This is a genomic window from Pseudomonas sp. WHRI 8519 (assembly GCF_040224055.2).
GTDB lineage: Bacteria > Pseudomonadota > Gammaproteobacteria > Pseudomonadales > Pseudomonadaceae > Aquipseudomonas > Aquipseudomonas putida_X.
This window is the reverse complement of sequence record NZ_CP167996.1, coordinates 1,906,229-1,923,144: the sequence shown is the minus strand read 5'-3', so window position 1 is coordinate 1,923,144 and position 16,916 is coordinate 1,906,229. Positions and strand designations below refer to the sequence as shown.

The following is a 16,916-nucleotide window of genomic DNA, read 5'->3' as shown; positions in this document are numbered from 1 at the left end:
TATTCCTCGTTGCACAGACGTTAGCCGGCGTTAGCCCGACTCCAGAATCAAGGGCAAGCATTCTAGTGAGTCACGCACCAGAAGTCACCCCACTCGGGACGACGGGAAACCACGCCGGTCGATTAGCTTGCAAGGCCCGCACGGCGTATCGCCGGGCCTCTATATATAAGCAGGCTGCGCAACGCCAGTGGCGGTACGCAACCGTAATACCTTGTCAAACAACTACAACCCAAAAAACGCGTTCATTCAGGGTCGAGTTCATTGAACTGGCAGTACTCTTCCCAGGCCATACCCAGCGCTTCGGCCACTTCGCGATGGGTTTCCAGGCGCATGGCCTGCAACTGTTCAGGGCTTTCGGCGATCAACTGCAGCGCCAGCTCCCAAGGCTGGATGCCCTGCTCGTCGGCGGCATCGTCGAACGCCCATTCGATCTGCTGGGCCTGCTCGCGCGCATCCAGCCCTCGGATTTCCTCGAGCAGTTGCGGATTGGCCTCGGCGAAACGCTGAAGCGCCAGCGCCTGACGGGCTTCTTTTGCAATCATGGATAGATCCTTTGCCGGCCTAATCCAGCCGGAGTTTCAACCGACTGAAATCTATCAGCTTTTATTGGGGTGTCACCAGAGGATTGCAAGGGCTGGCAGAGCAAGTCACAAAGTTGTAGCACGTAAAGGCACCACACCTCAGGCATTCACCAGCCAGCCAGGCAATGAGGGGCCGCTTTGCGACCCATCGCCGGCAACCCAGCCCCCAACGGGACCGCGCAGTTCTTGAGGGCTATGCGATACCTGCCGGAGCCGGTTTGCCGGCGATGGCTGCATGGGTACGCGCTCTTGCGCATAACGCAGAAACAACAAAGGCGCCTGATCATACGATCAAGGCGCCTTCGAAAAGATGGGGTGGACGATGGGAATCGAACCCACGACAACCGGAATCACAATCCGGCGCTCTACCAACTGAGCTACGCCCACCATAGTGCGGTGCAACGGTACAACTTTACAAAAACATGCTTACAAAAACATGGTGCGGACGAAGAGACTCGAACTCTTACAGCTTGCGCCGCTGGAACCTAAATCCAGTGTGTCTACCAATTTCACCACGTCCGCATAACGCTTAAAACAAAGGCGCCAGATCTACAATCAAGGCGCCTCTGAAGAATATGGGGTGGACGATGGGAATCGAACCCACGACAACCGGAATCACAATCCGGCGCTCTACCAACTGAGCTACGCCCACCATATCGCTTTACTGCCTTACTTGCTTGCCCAAGCTGCCTAATGGCGCACCCGGCAGGACTCGAACCTGCGACCATCCGCTTAGAAGGCGGATGCTCTATCCAGCTGAGCTACGGGCGCATAAGCGTAAAGCCTAACCGAATGAGCAATATGAAAACCACCCATTCTGCCCGACTTCGCCAACCAGTGCTAGGCTGTGCCCGACAAGTGCGGCGAATCTTATAGGCGACCCGTATAAGCGTCAACACCTTTCTATAAAAAATTTAAATTATTTAAGGGGTTAGGGGATTTGCCCGACCACCCGCCTTTGCCCTCGGGCCGTGTCGTGCGAGAATGCGCCCTCTTTATTGTTCCTTTCTCGATGGTTAATCACGCGTCTATGACTGCACACCTAATCGATGGCAAGGCGATCGCCGCCAACCTGCGCAAGCAGATCGCTCAACGTGTCGTGGAGCGTCGCCAGCAAGGCCTGCGCACGCCGGGCCTGGCGGTGATCCTGGTCGGTACCGACCCCGCCTCCCAAGTCTATGTCTCGCACAAGCGCAAGGACTGCGAAGAGGTCGGCTTCATTTCGCAGGCCTTCGACCTGCCCAGCGAAACCACGCAGCAAGCCCTGACCGAGCTGATCGACCGCCTCAACGACGACCCGGCAGTGGACGGCATCCTGCTGCAATTGCCGCTGCCGGCGCACCTGGATGCATCGCTGTTGCTCGAGCGTATCCGCCCGGACAAAGACGTCGATGGCTTCCACCCGTACAACATCGGCCGCCTGGCCCAGCGTATTCCGCTGCTGCGCCCGTGCACCCCCAAAGGCATCATGACCCTGCTCGAAAGCACAGGTCAGGACCTGTACGGCATGGACGCCGTAATCGTCGGCGCGTCCAACATCGTGGGCCGCCCGATGGCCATGGAGTTGCTGCTGGCCGGCTGCACCGTGACCGTCTGCCACCGCTTCACCAAGGACCTGGCCGGGCATGTCGGCCGCGCCGACCTGGTGGTCGTGGCTGCCGGCAAGCCGGGGCTGGTCAAGGGTGAGTGGGTGAAAGAAGGCGCCATCGTCATCGACGTGGGCATCAACCGCCAGGAAGACGGCAAGCTGGTCGGCGATGTGGTCTACGAGACCGCCCTGCCCCGCGCCGGCTGGATCACGCCGGTGCCGGGCGGCGTCGGCCCGATGACCCGGGCCTGCCTGCTGGAAAACACGCTGTATGCGGCAGAAGAACTGCATAAGTAAGTTGGCCTGACCTGAAAACGGCACCTCTGGCAGGTGCCGTTTTTTTTGCCTTGGATGTCTCACGTTGCCGGCGGTGTATCGGCTTCGGCCTCTAGCCGGTCACTTGCGCGCCGCCTCCCACGATTTCAGCAGCTCGTCATAGCTGACCGTCTCGCCCTTGGGCTTCTCGTTGGCCAGTTTCGGTTTTGGCGCCCCTGGCTGGTCGAACCAGTACTGTGCGTCTTTTTCAGGGTTCAGCTTAGGCGCGCAGGTGGCCTGGGCATTGGACCGCTGCAACCGCTCCATCATGCGATCCTGATCCCGGGCCAAGCCATCCAGCGCCTCTTGCGGCGTTTTCTCGCCACTGGCCACTTCGGCGATATGGCTCCACCACAGTTGAGCCAGGCGAGGATAGTCCGGCACATTGGTACCGGTCGGGGTCCACTGCACCCGCGCCGGGCTGCGATAGAACTCCACCAGCCCGCCAAGCTTGGGCGCAAGGTCGGTCATGGCCTGGGAGTTGATATCCGATTCGCGGATAGGCGTCAGGCCAACGATGGTCTTTTTCAACGACACCGTCTTGGAGGTGACGAACTGGGCGTACAGCCAAGCGGCCAGGCGCTGCTTCTCGGGGGTGGACTTGAAGAAGGTCCAGGAGCCGGTGTCCTGATAGCCCAGCTTCATCCCCTCCTCCCAGTAAGGCCCCTTGGGCGAGGGCGCCATGCGCCACTTCGGGGTGCCGTCGGCATTGACCACCGGCAGCCCCGGCTTGGTCATGTCGGCGGTAAAGGCGGTGTACCAGAAAATCTGCTGAGCGATGTTGCCTTGCGCCGGCACCGGGCCGGCCTCGGAGAAGGTCATGCCTTGCGCCTCCTTGGGCGCGTAGGCGCGCATCCAGTCGACATACTTCTGCGTGGCATAGACGGCCGCCGGCCCGTTGGTGTCGCCGCCGCGGGTCACACTGGAGCCCACCGGGTGGCAATCCTCCACGCGGATGCCCCACTCGTCCACGGGCAAGCCATTGGGCAGGCCTTTGTCGCCACCGCCAGCCATGGAGAACCAGGCATCGGTGAAGCGCCACCCGAGTGAAGGGTCCTTCTTGCCGTAATCCATGTGACCATAAACGCGCTTGCCGTCGATTTCCTTGACGTCCTCGGTGAAGAACTTGGCGATGTCTTCATAGGCCGACCAGTTCACCGGCACGCCCAGTTCATAACCATACTTTTCCTTGAACCTGGCCTTGAGCTCGGGCCGCTCGAACCAGTCAGCGCGGAACCAGTACAGGTTGGCGAACTGCTGGTCGGGCAACTGATAAACCTTGCCATCCGGCGCGGTGGTGAACGAAATGCCGATGAAGTCCTTGAGGTCCAGGGTCGGCGAGGTGTAGGCCTTGCCTTCGTTGGCCATCAGGTCAGTGATCGACTCCACCTTGCCGTAGCGAAAATGCGTACCAATCAGGTCAGAGTCGTTGACCCAGCCGTCGTAGATGTTCTTGTCCGACTGCATCTGCGTCTGCAGCTTCTCCACCACGTCGCCTTCCTGCAGCAGGTCGTGGGTCAGCTGGATCCCGGTGATCTCGCTGAAGGCCTTGGCCAGCACCTTGGACTCGTACTCATGGGTGGTGATGGTTTCCGACACGACATTGATCTTCATCCCCCGAAACGGCTCGGCGGCCTTGATGAACCACTTGAGCTCTGCCAACTGCTGCTCCGGCGTCAGGGTCGACGGTTTGAACTCGCTGGCAATCCACTTCGATGCCGCATCCTCATACTGATCGGCCCACGCCGCACTGTGTACGCCGGCCAGTACCAGCAACGCGGCCAGGGTCAAATGTCGCCGGTTATGTTTGTCATGGAACATTGTCATCTCCCGATTGAGTTATTCCCCGGAGCCGTCGCTCAGCCCCAGCGCAGCACCACCACGAGCCAGCCCAGCGACAGCAGCGAGGCCACCCACAAAGGCCAGTCGCTGACCCCGACTACCAATAAGTGCAGGTAGGCGCTGACCAACAGGCCGATGAACAACCGGTCGCCACGGCTGGTGACGATCGGCAGGAAGCCACGCCGTTCTACACAAGGGCGGCGCAGCTCGAACAGGGTCATGCACACCAGCAGAACGCCCACAGCGGCGAAGAACAGCGCGGTGGGCAAGGTCCAGGCCATCCACTCCATGCGTCGCCCTCCTCACACCCGGCCCAGGGCAAAGCCCTTGGCCACATGGTTGCGAACGAACCAGATCACCAGCATGCCCGGCAGGATGGTCAGCACCCCTGCCGCCGCCAGCACGCCCCAGTCGATGCCCGAAGCAGACACCGTGCGGGTCATCACGGCGGCGATCGGCTTGGCGTTCACCGACGTCAGGGTGCGCGCCAGCAACAGTTCGACCCAGGAAAACATGAAGCAGAAAAACGCCGTCACGCCGATGCCGGAACCGATCAGCGGGATGAAGATCTTCAAGAAGAAACGCGGGAAGCTGTAGCCATCGATGTAGGCGGTTTCATCGATCTCCTTCGGCACGCCCGACATGAACCCCTCGAGAATCCACACCGCCAGCGGTACGTTGAACAGGCAGTGGGCCAGGGCCACGGCAATGTGGGTGTCGAACAGACCGATGGACGAATAAAGCTGAAAGAACGGCAGCAGAAACACCGCAGGCGGCGCCATGCGGTTGGTCAGCAACCAGAAGAACAGGTGGCGGTCACCGAGAAAACGGTAGCGTGAGAACGCATAAGCCGCCGGCAACGCCACCAGCAGCGAAATCAGTGTGTTGAGGCACACGTAGTACAGCGAATTGATATAGCCGCTGTACCAGCTGGCATCGGTGAAGATCACCCGGTAGTTGTCGAGGGTGAACGCCTGCGGCCATAGGGTGAGGCCACCGAGAATCTCGGTGTTGCTCTTGAACGACATGTTCAGCAGCCAGTAGATCGGCACCAGCAGGAAGAAGAAGTACAGCAGCAGGGCCAGCGTCTTGCGTGTGCTCATGGCCTAGTCCTTGTCGGCGTGGGTCATGGCGGTATAGAACAGCCATGACACCAGCAGGATGATCAGGAAATACACCAGCGAAAACGCGGCCGCCGGGCCCAGGTCGAATTGCCCGACCGCCATGCGTGTGAGGGTCTGACTCAGGAAGGTCGTGGCGTTACCCGGCCCGCCACCGGTCAGCACGAACGGCTCGGTGTAGATCATGAAGCTGTCCATGAAGCGCAGCATCACCGCGATCAGCAGCACGTTCTTGAGCTTGGGCAACTGGATGTGCCGGAACACGGCCCAGCCCGAAGCCCGGTCGATGCGCGCGGCCTGGTAATACACGTCGGGTATGGCCCGCAGCCCCGAGTAGCACAGCAATGCCACCAGCGATGTCCAGTGCCAGACATCCATCACCAGCACGGTGAGCCAGGCGTCGAACGGGTCGCCGGCATAGTTGTAGCTGACGCCAAGCTTGGCCAGCGTGGCGCCGAGCAGGCCGATATCGGCGCGGCCAAAGATCTGCCAGATGGTGCCGACCACGTTCCACGGGATCAGCAGCGGGATGGCCATGACGATCAGGCACACCGACGCCAGGCGCCCCTTGGTCGGCATGGTCAGGGCAATGGCGATGCCCAGCGGGATTTCGATCAGCAGCACACAGGCGGAATAGATGAACTGGCGCAGCAAGGCATCGTGCAATGCCGGGTCGCGCAACACCTGGCGGTACCAGTCGGCGCCGACGAAGTAGCGGCTTGACTGGTCGAAAATGTCCTGCACCGAATAGTTGACGACCGTCATCATCGGCATTACGGCACTGAAAGCCACCAGCAGGAACACCGGCAGCACCAGCCACCAGGCCTTATTGTTCGGCACCTTGTTCATGGCACGGCCTCCAGCAGCACATCGTCGACGTACAGCAGCAGCCACTGCATCGGCAGGCCGACCCAGGCGTGCGCCGCCGGCACCGGGCGGTCTTCTGCCAGGCGCGCCTTGAGCGACACGCCGCCGAGCACGAGAGTGACGATGCGATAGGTGCCCAGGTCCTCGACATCCAGCACGCTGGCAGGCAGGGCCCCATCGAATGGGGCGTCCCACAGTTGCACGAACTCCGGGCGTATACCCACTTGCAGGCGCCCGGCGTTCGTCGCAGCAAGGCGTTCGCGCAGCCCGTCGGGCAGTGCCAGGTGCACATCGCCGAACGCGACCCCGCCCGCGTCGGCGCGCACGTCGATCAGGTTCATCCCCGGGCTGCCGATGAAGTAGCCGACAAAGGTATGCCGTGGCCGCTCGAACAGCTCACGCGGGGTACCGAACTGGACAATGCGCCCGCCATGCATCACCGCGATCTTGTCGGCGAAGGTCGAAGCCTCCAGTTGATCGTGGGTCACGTAGATCATGGTGATGTTGAACTGCTCATGGATCTGCTTGAGCTTGCGCCGCAACTTCCATTTCAGGTGCGGGTCGATCACCGTCAACGGCTCGTCGAAAAGAATCGCCGAGACGTCATCGCGCACCAGGCCACGGCCCATGGAGACTTTCTGCTTCTCGTCGGCGCTGAGGTTGCGCGCCTTTTTCTTCAGCAGCGCGCCCAGGTCGAGCACTTCGGCGATCTCTTCGACTCGCGTGCGCACCCTGCCCTCGTCCAAGCCCTGGTTGCGCAGCGGGAACGCCAGGTTGTCGAACACCGTCATGGTGTCGTACACCACCGGGAACTGAAACACCTGGGCAATGTTGCGCTGCTGCGGTGAAAGGTCATTGACCGGCTTGCCGTCGAACAGCACCTGGCCATGGGAGGGCGTGAGCAGCCCCGAGATGATGTTCAGCAACGTCGACTTGCCACACCCGGAAGGCCCGAGCAACGCATAGGCACCGCCCTGCTCCCACACATGCTCCAGTTGATGCAGCGCGTAATCGCCCTCGCCGGCGGGTTGTCGGCTGTAGCTGTGCGCCAGTTGGTGCAGGCGGATTTCGGCCATCAGGCGCTCCTTGCCTGGCGCAGGCCCGGTGCCTGTACCAGTGCTCCGGCGCTGTTGAAGACGAACAGCTTGTGGGTGGGTATGAAGATCCGGATCGGCGTATCCACCTGATACTCGTGCACCCCCGGCAGATGCAGGACCATCCGCCAATGCTCGTTGCGCACGTGCAGGAATGTCTCGGAACCGCTGATCTCGGCCAGTTCCACCCGCACCGCCAGTTCCAGGTCATCGTCATGGGCCGGCACCAGGGTGATGTGGCTGGGGCGCACCCCAAAGCGGTAGTCGCCGTCGCCCAGGCTGCGCAGGTCGACATTGCGGGCGAAGTGCACGGCCTGGGCCAGGCTCACCTCGTTGCCGCTGATCCGCCCCGGCACCAGGTTGATCGGCGGTTCGCTGAACAGCTCGGCGGCCAGCACGCTGCCGGGCCGCTGGTAGACCTCGGCCGTGGGCCCGCTCTGCACGATCCGCCCCTCGTGCACCAAGGTAGTGGTGCCCCCCAGCGCCAGCGCTTCGTTAGGCTCGGTGGTGGCATACACGGCAATGCAGTTGCGCGCGGCGAACAGCTCGCGCAGCTCTTGTCGCAGCCCTTCGCGCAGCTTGTAGTCGAGGTTGACCAGCGGCTCATCGAACAGAATCAGCCCGGCATCCTTGACCAGCGCCCTGGCCATCGCCGTGCGTTGCTGCTGGCCACCAGAAAGCTCCAGCGGCAAGCGTTGCAGGTAGGTCTCGATGCGTAGCATCTCGGCTGTTTCCTGCACCCGCCTACGGATCTGGGGCTCGGGCATGCGCGCCTGACGCAGGGGCGAGGCGATGTTTTCGTAGACACTCAAGGTCGGGTAATTGATGAACTGTTGATACACCATCGACACGTTGCGCTGGCGCACCGGCACACCCGTGACATCTTCACCGGCCATAAGCACGCGGCCTTGGTCGGGGCGGTCCAGCCCGGCCATCAGGCGCATCAGGCTGGTCTTGCCGGCCAAGGTCCGGCCGAGCAGCACGTTGAACGAGCCAGGCTCGAAATGCACAGACGCATCGATGATCCAGGGCTGGTTATCGACGCTGCGGCTGACCTGTTCCAGCACCAGGGACATGGCAGGACCTTGTTATTGTGGTTGTCCGGCACAAATAGCCAGTTCCGTGCCAGTTCCCTCGCGCCGCTCTGGCCTGGGCCCCAGGCGGTGGCGGCAGGCCAGCCGCGATTCACAACTGAACACTTTCGCTGAACACCTGAACAGTGGCGGGTTTGACAATGAACAACGGTGGACGACACTCAACAGCGGTCGGCTGATAACAACAATCACACAGGACAGGCCCATGGCCACCGCCCCTTCGCCCCATGCCCAACTTATCCAGGCCTCCTGGGCGCGCTGCCGTGATCACGGCCTGCAGCCACAGAGCGCACCCGACTTCGATTGCCTGACCCGGGCCGAACTCAGCGCCCTGCTGGAGCGGCGCCAGGCCCTGTTGCACCACACCCGCGATGCCGTGCTGCCGCAGTACACGCACCTGCTGGGCAATGCCAGCTACCTGGTGATGCTCGCCGACGCCAGCGGCTGCCTGCTCCAGACCTGGGGCTCGCGCCGCTTCGTCTGCCCCCAGCACCAGCACGGCTTCAGTGCCGGCGCCCACTGGCACGAACGGGGCGTGGGCACCAATGCACTGGGCACCGCGCTGGTCTGCGCCGAGCCCGTCCATGTCGGCCAGGACGAACACTACCTGCGCCAGAACCGCTACATGTCCAGCGCCGCCACCCCGCTGTACGATGCCCAGCGGCAACTGGTCGGGGTGCTCGACGTGGCCAGCGACGGCTACCTGCCCGCCTCCCAGCCCCTCGGCCTGGTGCGCATGATGGGCCAGAGCCTGGAGAACCGCCTGATCCTTGCGCAGCATGCCGAACAGCACGCCCAATTGCTGTTCAACAGCGCTTGCGACAACCTCGACAGCCCTTGGGCCGGGCTGCTGGTGTTCGATGAACGTGGCCAGGTGCTCGCCGCCAATCATCGAGCCGATAGCCTGCTGGGCGGCAACCCGCTGCAGCAGAACGTCGAGCAACTGTTCCAGATCCCCTTGTGCCAGTTGCTTGCCCACCCCCAGCAGCAGCCATTCGCCTTGCAGGCAGCCGGGCGCAACCGCCTTCACTGCCAGTGGCAGGCACCGCGGCAAAGCACCCCAGGCTCAGCGCTTGGCAATGGCGACCCACGCATGGAAAAGGCCCTGGCCCAGGCCAGGCTGATGCTGGAAAAAGACATCCCGTTGCTGGTTCAGGGTGAAACCGGCGTCGGCAAGGAAGTCTTCGTCCAGACCCTGCACCGCGCCAGCAGCCGTGCCCGCCAGCCGTTGATCGCGGTCAACTGTGCGGCGATCCCGGCAGACCTGGTGGAATCGGAGCTGTTCGGTTACGACAAAGGCGCCTTCACCGGCGCTCATCACAAGGGCAACCCCGGGCTGATCCGCAAGGCCAACCAGGGCATCCTGTTCCTCGACGAAATCGGCGACATGCCGCTGCCGACCCAAGCCCGCCTGCTGCGCGTGCTGCAGTCGCGCAGCATTCAACCCCTGGGCAGCGGCGAACCGGTAGCGGTGGATATCCGCGTCGTCTCTGCAAGCAATCGGGACCTGGCCGAAGAGGTGCGTGCAGGGCGCTTTCGGCAAGACCTCTACTACCGCATCGCGGCAATGGCAGTCGTGTTGCCGGCGCTGCGCGAGCGCACTGACCGGCGAGCGTTGATCGAACACATCCACGCACGTTATCGCGACCCTCAGCAACCCCAGTACCTGGGGCTGCCCATCCTCGATCTGCTCGACCGGCACCCTTGGCCAGGCAATGTGCGCGAGCTGGTGAGTGTGATGCAGGTTGCGCTGGCGTTGGCAGGGGATGGGCCGGTCAGTGTCGAGCATCTGCCTGGCGGCTTTCTGGCTGAAGCACATGAGCGCCCGGTGTCGAGCGGCGGCAGTGAGCATGAAGCAGACCTGCACAGCCTGCTGAAACGTGCCAATGGCAATCTCTCGGCCGTGGCGCGGGGCCTTGGGATCAGCCGGACGACACTGTACAAGCGCCTGCGCGAGCAATGACCGGTGGCCGGCAGCCGATTCGGCTGCCCGCGCCCCGAAGTCAGCCGCACCCGCTGCCCGAAACGCCTCATTCAGCCGGCATTTCCCCCCTGCGCGCCCGACAATATCCCTACAGCCCAACCCGCACGTTGCAGGGAGATGCCATGACCCGCTTCATCGATGTGCAAGACCTCGCCCGCCTGGTCAACCGCAAAGGCCTGGCCACCTGCCTGGTGGAGATGGCCGAGTACATCCGTCAGGACTACCTGCGCTGGCACGATTTCGAGAAGTGCCCGCGCCTGGCCAACCCTTCCACGGACGGCGTGATCGAACTGATGCCCGTTTCCGACGCTGGCCGGTATGCCTTCAAGTATGTCAACGGTCACCCAAAGAACACCCGCCTCGGCCTGCCCACGGTGATGGCCTTCGGCGCCCTGAGCGACGTCGGCTCCGGCGCGCCGCTGCTGCTCAGCGAGATGACCCTGACCACAGCGATGCGTACTGCCGCCACCTCGGCCCTGGCCGCCCGCTACCTGGCGCGTGAAGACAGCCGCAGCATGGCGCTGATCGGCAACGGCTCGCAAAGCGAATTCCAGGCCATCGCCTTCAAGATGCTGCTGGGCATCGACGAGATCCGCCTGTACGACATCGACCCTGCAGCCACCGCGAAGCTGGTGGCCAATCTGGCAGGCCGCCCCGGGCTCAAGGTGATCGTCGCCCATAGCGTCGCTGAAGCCGTGCGCGGCGCCGATATCGTCACCACGGTCACGGCGGACAAGACGTACGCGACCATCCTCACACCGGACATGATCGAACCGGGCATGCACCTGAATGCCGTGGGCGGCGACTGCCCGGGCAAGACCGAGCTGCACCGGCACATCGTCGAACGGGCCCGGGTGATCGTTGAGTACGAGCCGCAAACCCGGGTCGAAGGCGAAATCCAGCAGATGCCGGCCGATTCGCCGGTCTTCGCATTCTGGCAGGTGGTCGCAGGCCTTGTGCCGGGCCGTGAAAACGCCGGCCAGGTGACCCTGTTCGATTCGGTAGGTTTCGCACTGGAAGATTATTCGGCGCTGCGCTATGTGCTCGATACCGCGCTCGCGTTGGGGATTGGCCAGGAGATCGGGCTGGTGCCGATGCTGGAAAACCCCAAGGACTTGTATGCACTGCTGCAGCCTCGCGTAGTGGCGGCCCGCTCAGTGCACCGGGCCGACAGCGCCTGCGCCTGACGGAGCTTGGGCTGCTGGGCAGCCCACTCGCCAGCGCGTGAGGACGATCCCCCGATAAACGCCTAACCTGTTCATGCCCCCGCTTTCAACAAAGAAGCACCGCGCATGGACACCAAGGACGCCACCTCTGCCCCGCTGGACCGCATCGACCAAGCCATCATCGACATACTGCGCGTCGACGGTCGCATCACCTTCGAAAAACTCTCCACCCTGGTCCACCTTACGCCGCGCCCGTGCCTGGAACGGGTGCGCAAGCTGGAACGGCGTGGCGTGATCCGCGGTTACGGCGCAATCATCGACCTGCAGAAAGTCGCACCAGGGCTGTCGCTGCTGGTGCTCGTCGCCCTGTCCAACCTGAGCGGGCGGTCCTCGCAAAAGGCGTTCGAGGCCACCATGCTGGCCTGCCCTGACGTTCATGAATGCCAGCTGATCAGCGGCCATTTCGACTACAGCCTGCGCGTGCGCTGTCGGGACATGGAGCACTACCGGGTGCTGAGCGAAAGCTGGATGAACGACGGCGCCCTGCACATCGATAAGCTCGTGGCACACCCTGAACTGGCGTCGGTCAAAAGCAGCGCCCCGCAGCCCTGAACGGGCAGAAGTTGGCAGGCAGCTTGCTAACACCCCCTCAGGTATTGGCAATTGCCGGCCACGGCGCATCCTCTCAATCGGCAGCACGCACCGAACTAGAGCCTGGCAAGTCGAAATGCCCCACAACTGGTCAGACCGGTAAGGCCAAAAACCCTTGCATATTCGGATTTTTCGCGCTTTTATGACCTCGCGCTGAACAAACCGGTAAGACCACAAAAATAAATAAGTCCTGCGCTCTTTCGCCCCGTGCGGCACCGAAGCAAGGACACCGATCAGAGATCACTCCCATGCTCAAATGGTGCTCGCGTTCGATCTTCCTGCAAGTTGTGCTCGGCCTTGCCCTTGGCATCGCCTGCGGCCTCAGCTTCCCCGACCTTTCCCTGCAGCTCAAGCCTCTAGGCGATGGCTTCATCAAGCTGATCAAGATGCTTATCGGCCTGATCGTCTTCTGCGTGGTGGTCAGCGGCATTTCCGGTGCCGGCGACCTGAAGAAAGTCGGGCGCATCGGCCTCAAATCGGTGATCTACTTCGAAGTGCTGACCACCATCGCCCTGGTGATCGGCCTGGTGTTCGCCTTCAGCAGCGGTATTGGCAGCGGCGCCAATATCCACCTCGATCAGCTCTCTGCTGCCGACGCCAACGGCCTGGCCGAACGCGGCCAGCATATCCATGGCGCCACCGCGTTCTTCATGGACCTGATCCCCACGTCGGTGGTAGGCGCCTTCGCCGACAACAACATCCTTCAAGTCTTGCTGTTCTCGGTACTGTTCGGCAGTGCTTTGAACCTGGTGGGTGACTCGGCCGCCGGCATTTCGCGGTTGATCAACGAACTCAGCCACGTGATTTTCCGCATCATGGGCATGATCGTGCGCCTGGCGCCGATCGGTGTCTTTGGCGCCATCGCCTTCACGACCAGCAAATATGGTCTGGAGTCGCTGCAGCACCTGGGTGGCCTGGTGGCGTTGTTCTACCTGACCTGCGCGGGCTTCGTACTGATTATCCTGGGCACCGTGATGCGCCTTTCGGGCCTGAAACTGCTGCCGTTCATCAAATACCTGCGTGAAGAGCTGACCATCGTGCTTGGCACCGCCTCCTCCGATGCAGTCCTGCCGCAGATCATGCGCAAGCTCGAGCACCTGGGCATAGGCAGCTCCACCGTTGGCCTGGTGATCCCGACCGGCTATTCGTTCAACCTCGACGGCTTCTCCATCTACCTGACCCTGGCCATCGTGTTCATCGCCAACGCAACCGGCACCCCCTTGGAGATGACGGACCTGCTGACCATCCTGCTGGTGTCGCTGGTGACGTCCAAAGGCGCTCACGGCATCCCAGGCTCGGCGCTGGTGATCCTTGCCGCCACCCTCACCGCCGTGCCGGCGATCCCGGTGGTCGGCCTGGTGCTGGTGCTGGCAGTGGACTGGTTCATGGGCATTGGCCGGGCGCTGACCAACCTGATCGGCAACTGCGTGGCCACCGTGGCCATCGCCCGCTGGGAAAAAGACATCGATCTGGAACGTGCGCAGAATGTGCTCGATGGCAAACCCGGCTTTGCCCATGCCCCACGCAAGCAGCCCAACGCCCATCAACAGGAATTCTGAGCCCACGTGGCCGGCGTTGACGCCGGCCCTCAGGAGAAAATCGTGATCAGCTCATCGACCGTCGTCAACTCAGTGGTGGAAAAACTGCGCCAAGCACTGGCCCGCGGCCAGTGGCGCTCCGGCGACATGCTGCCCGGCCAGCGCGAACTGGCCGAACAACTGGGCATCAGCCGCCCCAGCCTGCGCGAAGCGGTGACCGTGCTGGAGACCCTCGGCCTGGTGCGCTCCATGCCGGGCAAGGGCGTGCTGGTGCTCGATGCAGAGCCTGCCGTGCTGGAACCAGGCGTCGACAGCAGCGCCGCGGCCAGCCTGGCCGATGTCCTGGAGCTGCGCTACACCCTCGAACCCTTCATCGTCGGCCTGGTGGCGCAATCGGCCAACAGTCAGGACATCGGCCAGCTACGCCTGATCCTGATGGACATGCGCGAAGCGCTGGATGCCGATGACAGCGATGCCGGGGCCAAGGCCTACATCGCCTTCCACGAGGCCCTGTTCGCGCTGACCACCAACCCGATTTTCCAGAGCGTGGTACAGCAGACCGGCAATGCCCTCAAGCAAAGCGCCAACATGCTGCGCAACTCACCCGAACACCTTGCTGCGCGGCTCAAGGAAAACGAAGCCGTGGTACGCGCCATTCGCGAGCGCAACAGCGCCCAGGCCAGCGCCCAGATGCGCCAGCACATCCTCGCCGAAGGGCAGCGCATGGGCATCGAACTGAACATCCCGGATGAGCATCCGCGCCAATGACCCCAGGAGAGCGACCATGACCGCCTGCGCCCAAGCCGCCCGCCACCTGCCTGCCCTGCTCGCCGCCGGCGAAACCCGGCTGTCGGCCGAGCAGATCTACCCCCGCCTGTTCGACGCGATTCTCGAGCAGCGCCTGCCGCCCGGCAGCCTGCTGCCCGAGCAGGCACTGGGCAACGCCTTCGGCGTCAGCCGCACGGTAATTCGCCGGGTGCTGGGGCGCCTCTCGGACCAGCAGGTGGTGGTGCAGCGCCCCAGCCACACCGCGCACCTGGCCGCCCCCGACCCGCACCAGGCGCGCCAGGTACTGAGCGCCCGCCGCTTGGCCGAAACCACCCTGATCAGCCTGGCGGCGCAACGCGCGCGGCCGGCGCAGATCCGCCAATTGCGTTCGCTGGTGGAGCGTGAGCGCCAGCACCACGAACGTGGCGAACGTTGTGCAGCGATCCGCCTGGGCGGCGAGTTCCACCTCAAGCTTGCCCAGGTGGCCGCCAACGCACCGCTGGCACGCTTTCTCAACGGCCTGGTGCCGATGACGTCACTGATCATCGCCCACTACGAATCACCCTGCTGCGAGCACTGTGCCTGGCAAGAGCACGCAGCGATCATCGATGCCGTGGAGGCCGGTAACGCTGCAGCGGCGCTCGCGCTGATGGGCGAGCACCTGGACCGCCTGGAAGAAAAACTAGACCTGGCCTGACAGGACGCAGGCGCAGCCGATCGCCGGCCCTATACTCGGTTAACCACCTAGCCTCGAAACCCGGGAGGCGGTCGTGTGAACCCACGTATCCTCGTGCTGCTCTGCCTTCTGCTCGCCCTCGGCGGCTGCGCCGGCAAGCGTCCGCCTGCCCCGCCGCCCGCCGTGCTCACACCCGCCGCCTGGCAACGGATTGACCAGGAACTGATCGATGCCTCGGTAGGCGCTGCTGGCTCGGCCAACGACTATGCACGGCGCTCGATGCGAGTGTGGAAAGAACAGGTACAGCAACGTACCGAAAGCGACTTCATTCCCTGGTTCACCGGTTACTGGACCCAGCAATGGCTGACCCTCAAGGTCGCCTGGTACAAGCTCAACAGTGGCGAGGGCCGCGAGCCTGCGGAAAAACGCCTGGCCCTGTACCTGCAGGAGCAGTACCAGAAGCGGGTGATCGAGCCGGTGGCCGAGCAGATCAACCCCGAAGTCATCCGCGACCGCGCCTGCGAATTGTACGTGCAGCTGTTCGGCCAGCAACTGCCAGCCATCATCCAGCGCTACAACGCCCCGCCCGACCAGCTCAGCCAGCGCCTGAACCGAATCCCGGCCATTGCCCTGGGGCCGCCGCCGGCGCGCAATGCCAGCCTTTATCAATTGCTCAAGGCCAAGCCGCTCGATCAGCAACCCGCCTGGCTCGCCCTGCGCGACCACCTGCACCAGCAAGCGGCCAAAGGCCCGGGGCAGACCGACATCGGCCTGTCGTCGGTGGCGACCCGCGCCAGCGAGAAGCTTGGCGCCACCCTGGCCCCACGCGGCATTGCCAGCGCAGTGGCCAGTGCGGTGGGCAAGGTGGCCGGGGCGATGATCTCGGTGGCGGCCGCCGGCTACGGCATGATCACTCACGACCGCGATCACCCGGAGATGGTCGAGCAATTGCGGGTGATCCTCAACGTGGCGCTCAATCAGGAATGGCAAGAGCTGATGGAGAACCGCCAGAGCGGCGCCATGGCGGGGGTGTACTACCTGTCAGGGCAGGTCGAGGACAGCTTGCTGGCCAGTGCGCCGCGGCCCGTGCAGCAGGCAGTGCAACCGCAACCCCCTGCGCGCCAGGAACCCTTGTTGATTCGCCTGCCGCCATAGCGGCACCGACACCCTCAGGCGGTGGCCATGGTCGATGCCGGCAAACCGAAGATCCGGTCAAACCCCCAGTTGTAGGCAAAGGTGTAGCAGGGCACCAGGATGATGAACGCAAGGTCCACCAGGAACGCCTGGACCAGACTCATGCCCAGCCACCAGGCGATCAGCGGGATCAGGTACACCACCAGGGTCAGCTGGAAGCCGACAGCATGCACCACCCGCCGCGCCACGCTGCGGCCGCGCTTGGCCTGGCGGCTCTCCCAATACTCGAACAGGCTGTTGTAAATCAGGTTCCAGAGCATGGCGATGGTGGTGATCATCACCGCCAGCGGCCCAGTATGCGAAGCCTGGGTATCGGACAAGTAAGCCAGCCCCAACGTCGACATGCACAAGCCAATCAGCTCGTAGAACGTCACGTAGACCAGTTTGCGTTTCAATCCCTGCACCGGGGTTTACCTCATTGGGTATCAAGCGAAGGA

The 16,916-nt window shown here is 63.1% G+C and carries 16 protein-coding genes and 4 tRNA genes; 8 read left to right on the top strand and 12 right to left on the bottom strand.

The genetic code is table 11. The annotated features are described in order from the left end of the window. Window positions 1–242: 242 nt before the first annotated feature. From ABRP30_RS08720 to ABRP30_RS08700, 5 genes are all read right to left on the bottom strand, one after another. A complete protein-coding gene (locus ABRP30_RS08720) occupies window positions 243–542 on the bottom strand; it encodes a DUF6388 family protein (protein WP_267822493.1) in 300 nt (99 codons plus the stop codon). Window positions 543–892: 350 nt separating this feature from the next. Next, window positions 893–968, bottom strand: a tRNA-His gene (locus tag ABRP30_RS08715). A gap of 50 nt (window positions 969–1,018) precedes the next feature. After that, window positions 1,019–1,103, bottom strand: a tRNA-Leu gene (locus tag ABRP30_RS08710). Between the two features lie 54 nt (window positions 1,104–1,157). Beyond that, window positions 1,158–1,233, bottom strand: a tRNA-His gene (locus ABRP30_RS08705). A 42-nt stretch (window positions 1,234–1,275) separates the two neighbouring features. Then, window positions 1,276–1,352: transfer RNA gene (locus ABRP30_RS08700), tRNA-Arg, on the bottom strand. Between the two features lie 259 nt (window positions 1,353–1,611). Between ABRP30_RS08700 and folD the strand changes: the two genes are divergently transcribed. Beyond that, window positions 1,612–2,466 carry a bifunctional methylenetetrahydrofolate dehydrogenase/methenyltetrahydrofolate cyclohydrolase FolD gene (gene folD / locus ABRP30_RS08695; protein WP_241803223.1) on the top strand — a complete coding sequence of 285 codons (855 nt, stop codon included), beginning with the start codon at window positions 1,612–1,614 and terminating at the stop codon, window positions 2,464–2,466. 99 nt (window positions 2,467–2,565) lie between these two features. Here folD and ABRP30_RS08690 read toward each other — a convergent pair whose 3' ends face one another. The 6 genes from ABRP30_RS08690 to ABRP30_RS08665 are packed head-to-tail and all read right to left on the bottom strand — an operon-like array spanning window position 2,566 to window position 8,484. Further along, window positions 2,566–4,305 carry an ABC transporter substrate-binding protein gene (locus tag ABRP30_RS08690; protein WP_349974544.1) on the bottom strand — a complete coding sequence of 580 codons (1,740 nt, stop codon included), beginning with the start codon at window positions 4,303–4,305 and terminating at the stop codon, window positions 2,566–2,568. 38 nt (window positions 4,306–4,343) lie between these two features. After that, window positions 4,344–4,616 (bottom strand): DUF2160 domain-containing protein, encoded by a 273-nt coding sequence (locus tag ABRP30_RS08685; RefSeq protein WP_241803221.1) that lies wholly within the window; start codon window positions 4,614–4,616, stop codon window positions 4,344–4,346. A gap of 12 nt (window positions 4,617–4,628) precedes the next feature. After that, window positions 4,629–5,429: a carbohydrate ABC transporter permease gene (locus ABRP30_RS08680; protein WP_241803220.1), complete on the bottom strand. Its 801-nt coding sequence runs from the start codon at window positions 5,427–5,429 to the stop codon at window positions 4,629–4,631. Between the two features lie 3 nt (window positions 5,430–5,432). Beyond that, window positions 5,433–6,296: a sugar ABC transporter permease gene (locus tag ABRP30_RS08675; RefSeq protein WP_349974545.1), complete on the bottom strand. Its 864-nt coding sequence runs from the start codon at window positions 6,294–6,296 to the stop codon at window positions 5,433–5,435. Next, window positions 6,293–7,390 carry an ABC transporter ATP-binding protein gene (locus ABRP30_RS08670; RefSeq protein WP_267822486.1) on the bottom strand — a complete coding sequence of 366 codons (1,098 nt, stop codon included), beginning with the start codon at window positions 7,388–7,390 and terminating at the stop codon, window positions 6,293–6,295. The genes ABRP30_RS08675 and ABRP30_RS08670 overlap by 4 nt, the downstream gene beginning before the upstream one ends. After that, window positions 7,390–8,484, bottom strand: a complete 1,095-nt coding sequence (locus tag ABRP30_RS08665; protein ID WP_349974546.1) for an ABC transporter ATP-binding protein — start codon at window positions 8,482–8,484, stop codon at window positions 7,390–7,392. Before ABRP30_RS08665 ends, ABRP30_RS08670 begins: the two co-directional genes overlap by 1 nt. A gap of 223 nt (window positions 8,485–8,707) precedes the next feature. On the opposite strand from ABRP30_RS08665, the gene ABRP30_RS08660 reads away from it, so the two are divergent. The 7 genes from ABRP30_RS08660 (at window position 8,708) to ABRP30_RS08630 (ending at window position 16,440) form a co-directional block, all read left to right on the top strand. Next, complete coding sequence (locus ABRP30_RS08660; RefSeq protein WP_349974547.1) at window positions 8,708–10,465, top strand: sigma-54-dependent Fis family transcriptional regulator; 1,758 nt, start codon at window positions 8,708–8,710, stop codon at window positions 10,463–10,465. Between the two features lie 143 nt (window positions 10,466–10,608). Beyond that, on the top strand, window positions 10,609–11,673 hold the full coding sequence (locus ABRP30_RS08655) for an ornithine cyclodeaminase (RefSeq protein WP_241803215.1): 1,065 nt from the start codon (window positions 10,609–10,611) through the stop codon (window positions 11,671–11,673). 105 nt (window positions 11,674–11,778) lie between these two features. Continuing rightward, complete coding sequence (locus tag ABRP30_RS08650; RefSeq protein ID WP_241803214.1) at window positions 11,779–12,264, top strand: Lrp/AsnC family transcriptional regulator; 486 nt, start codon at window positions 11,779–11,781, stop codon at window positions 12,262–12,264. 287 nt (window positions 12,265–12,551) lie between these two features. Then, window positions 12,552–13,862: a C4-dicarboxylate transporter DctA gene (locus tag ABRP30_RS08645; RefSeq protein WP_241803213.1), complete on the top strand. Its 1,311-nt coding sequence runs from the start codon at window positions 12,552–12,554 to the stop codon at window positions 13,860–13,862. 42 nt (window positions 13,863–13,904) lie between these two features. Then, window positions 13,905–14,609 (top strand): FadR/GntR family transcriptional regulator, encoded by a 705-nt coding sequence (locus ABRP30_RS08640; protein ID WP_267822366.1) that lies wholly within the window; start codon window positions 13,905–13,907, stop codon window positions 14,607–14,609. 16 nt (window positions 14,610–14,625) lie between these two features. Then, a complete protein-coding gene (locus ABRP30_RS08635) occupies window positions 14,626–15,306 on the top strand; it encodes a GntR family transcriptional regulator (protein ID WP_349974548.1) in 681 nt (226 codons plus the stop codon). Between the two features lie 75 nt (window positions 15,307–15,381). Beyond that, complete coding sequence (locus tag ABRP30_RS08630; RefSeq protein WP_267822362.1) at window positions 15,382–16,440, top strand: hypothetical protein; 1,059 nt, start codon at window positions 15,382–15,384, stop codon at window positions 16,438–16,440. 14 nt (window positions 16,441–16,454) lie between these two features. On the opposite strand, the gene ABRP30_RS08625 is transcribed toward ABRP30_RS08630, so the two are convergent. Then, window positions 16,455–16,883, bottom strand: a complete 429-nt coding sequence (locus tag ABRP30_RS08625) for a PACE efflux transporter (RefSeq protein WP_349974550.1) — start codon at window positions 16,881–16,883, stop codon at window positions 16,455–16,457. Between the last annotated feature and the right edge of the window lie 33 nt (window positions 16,884–16,916).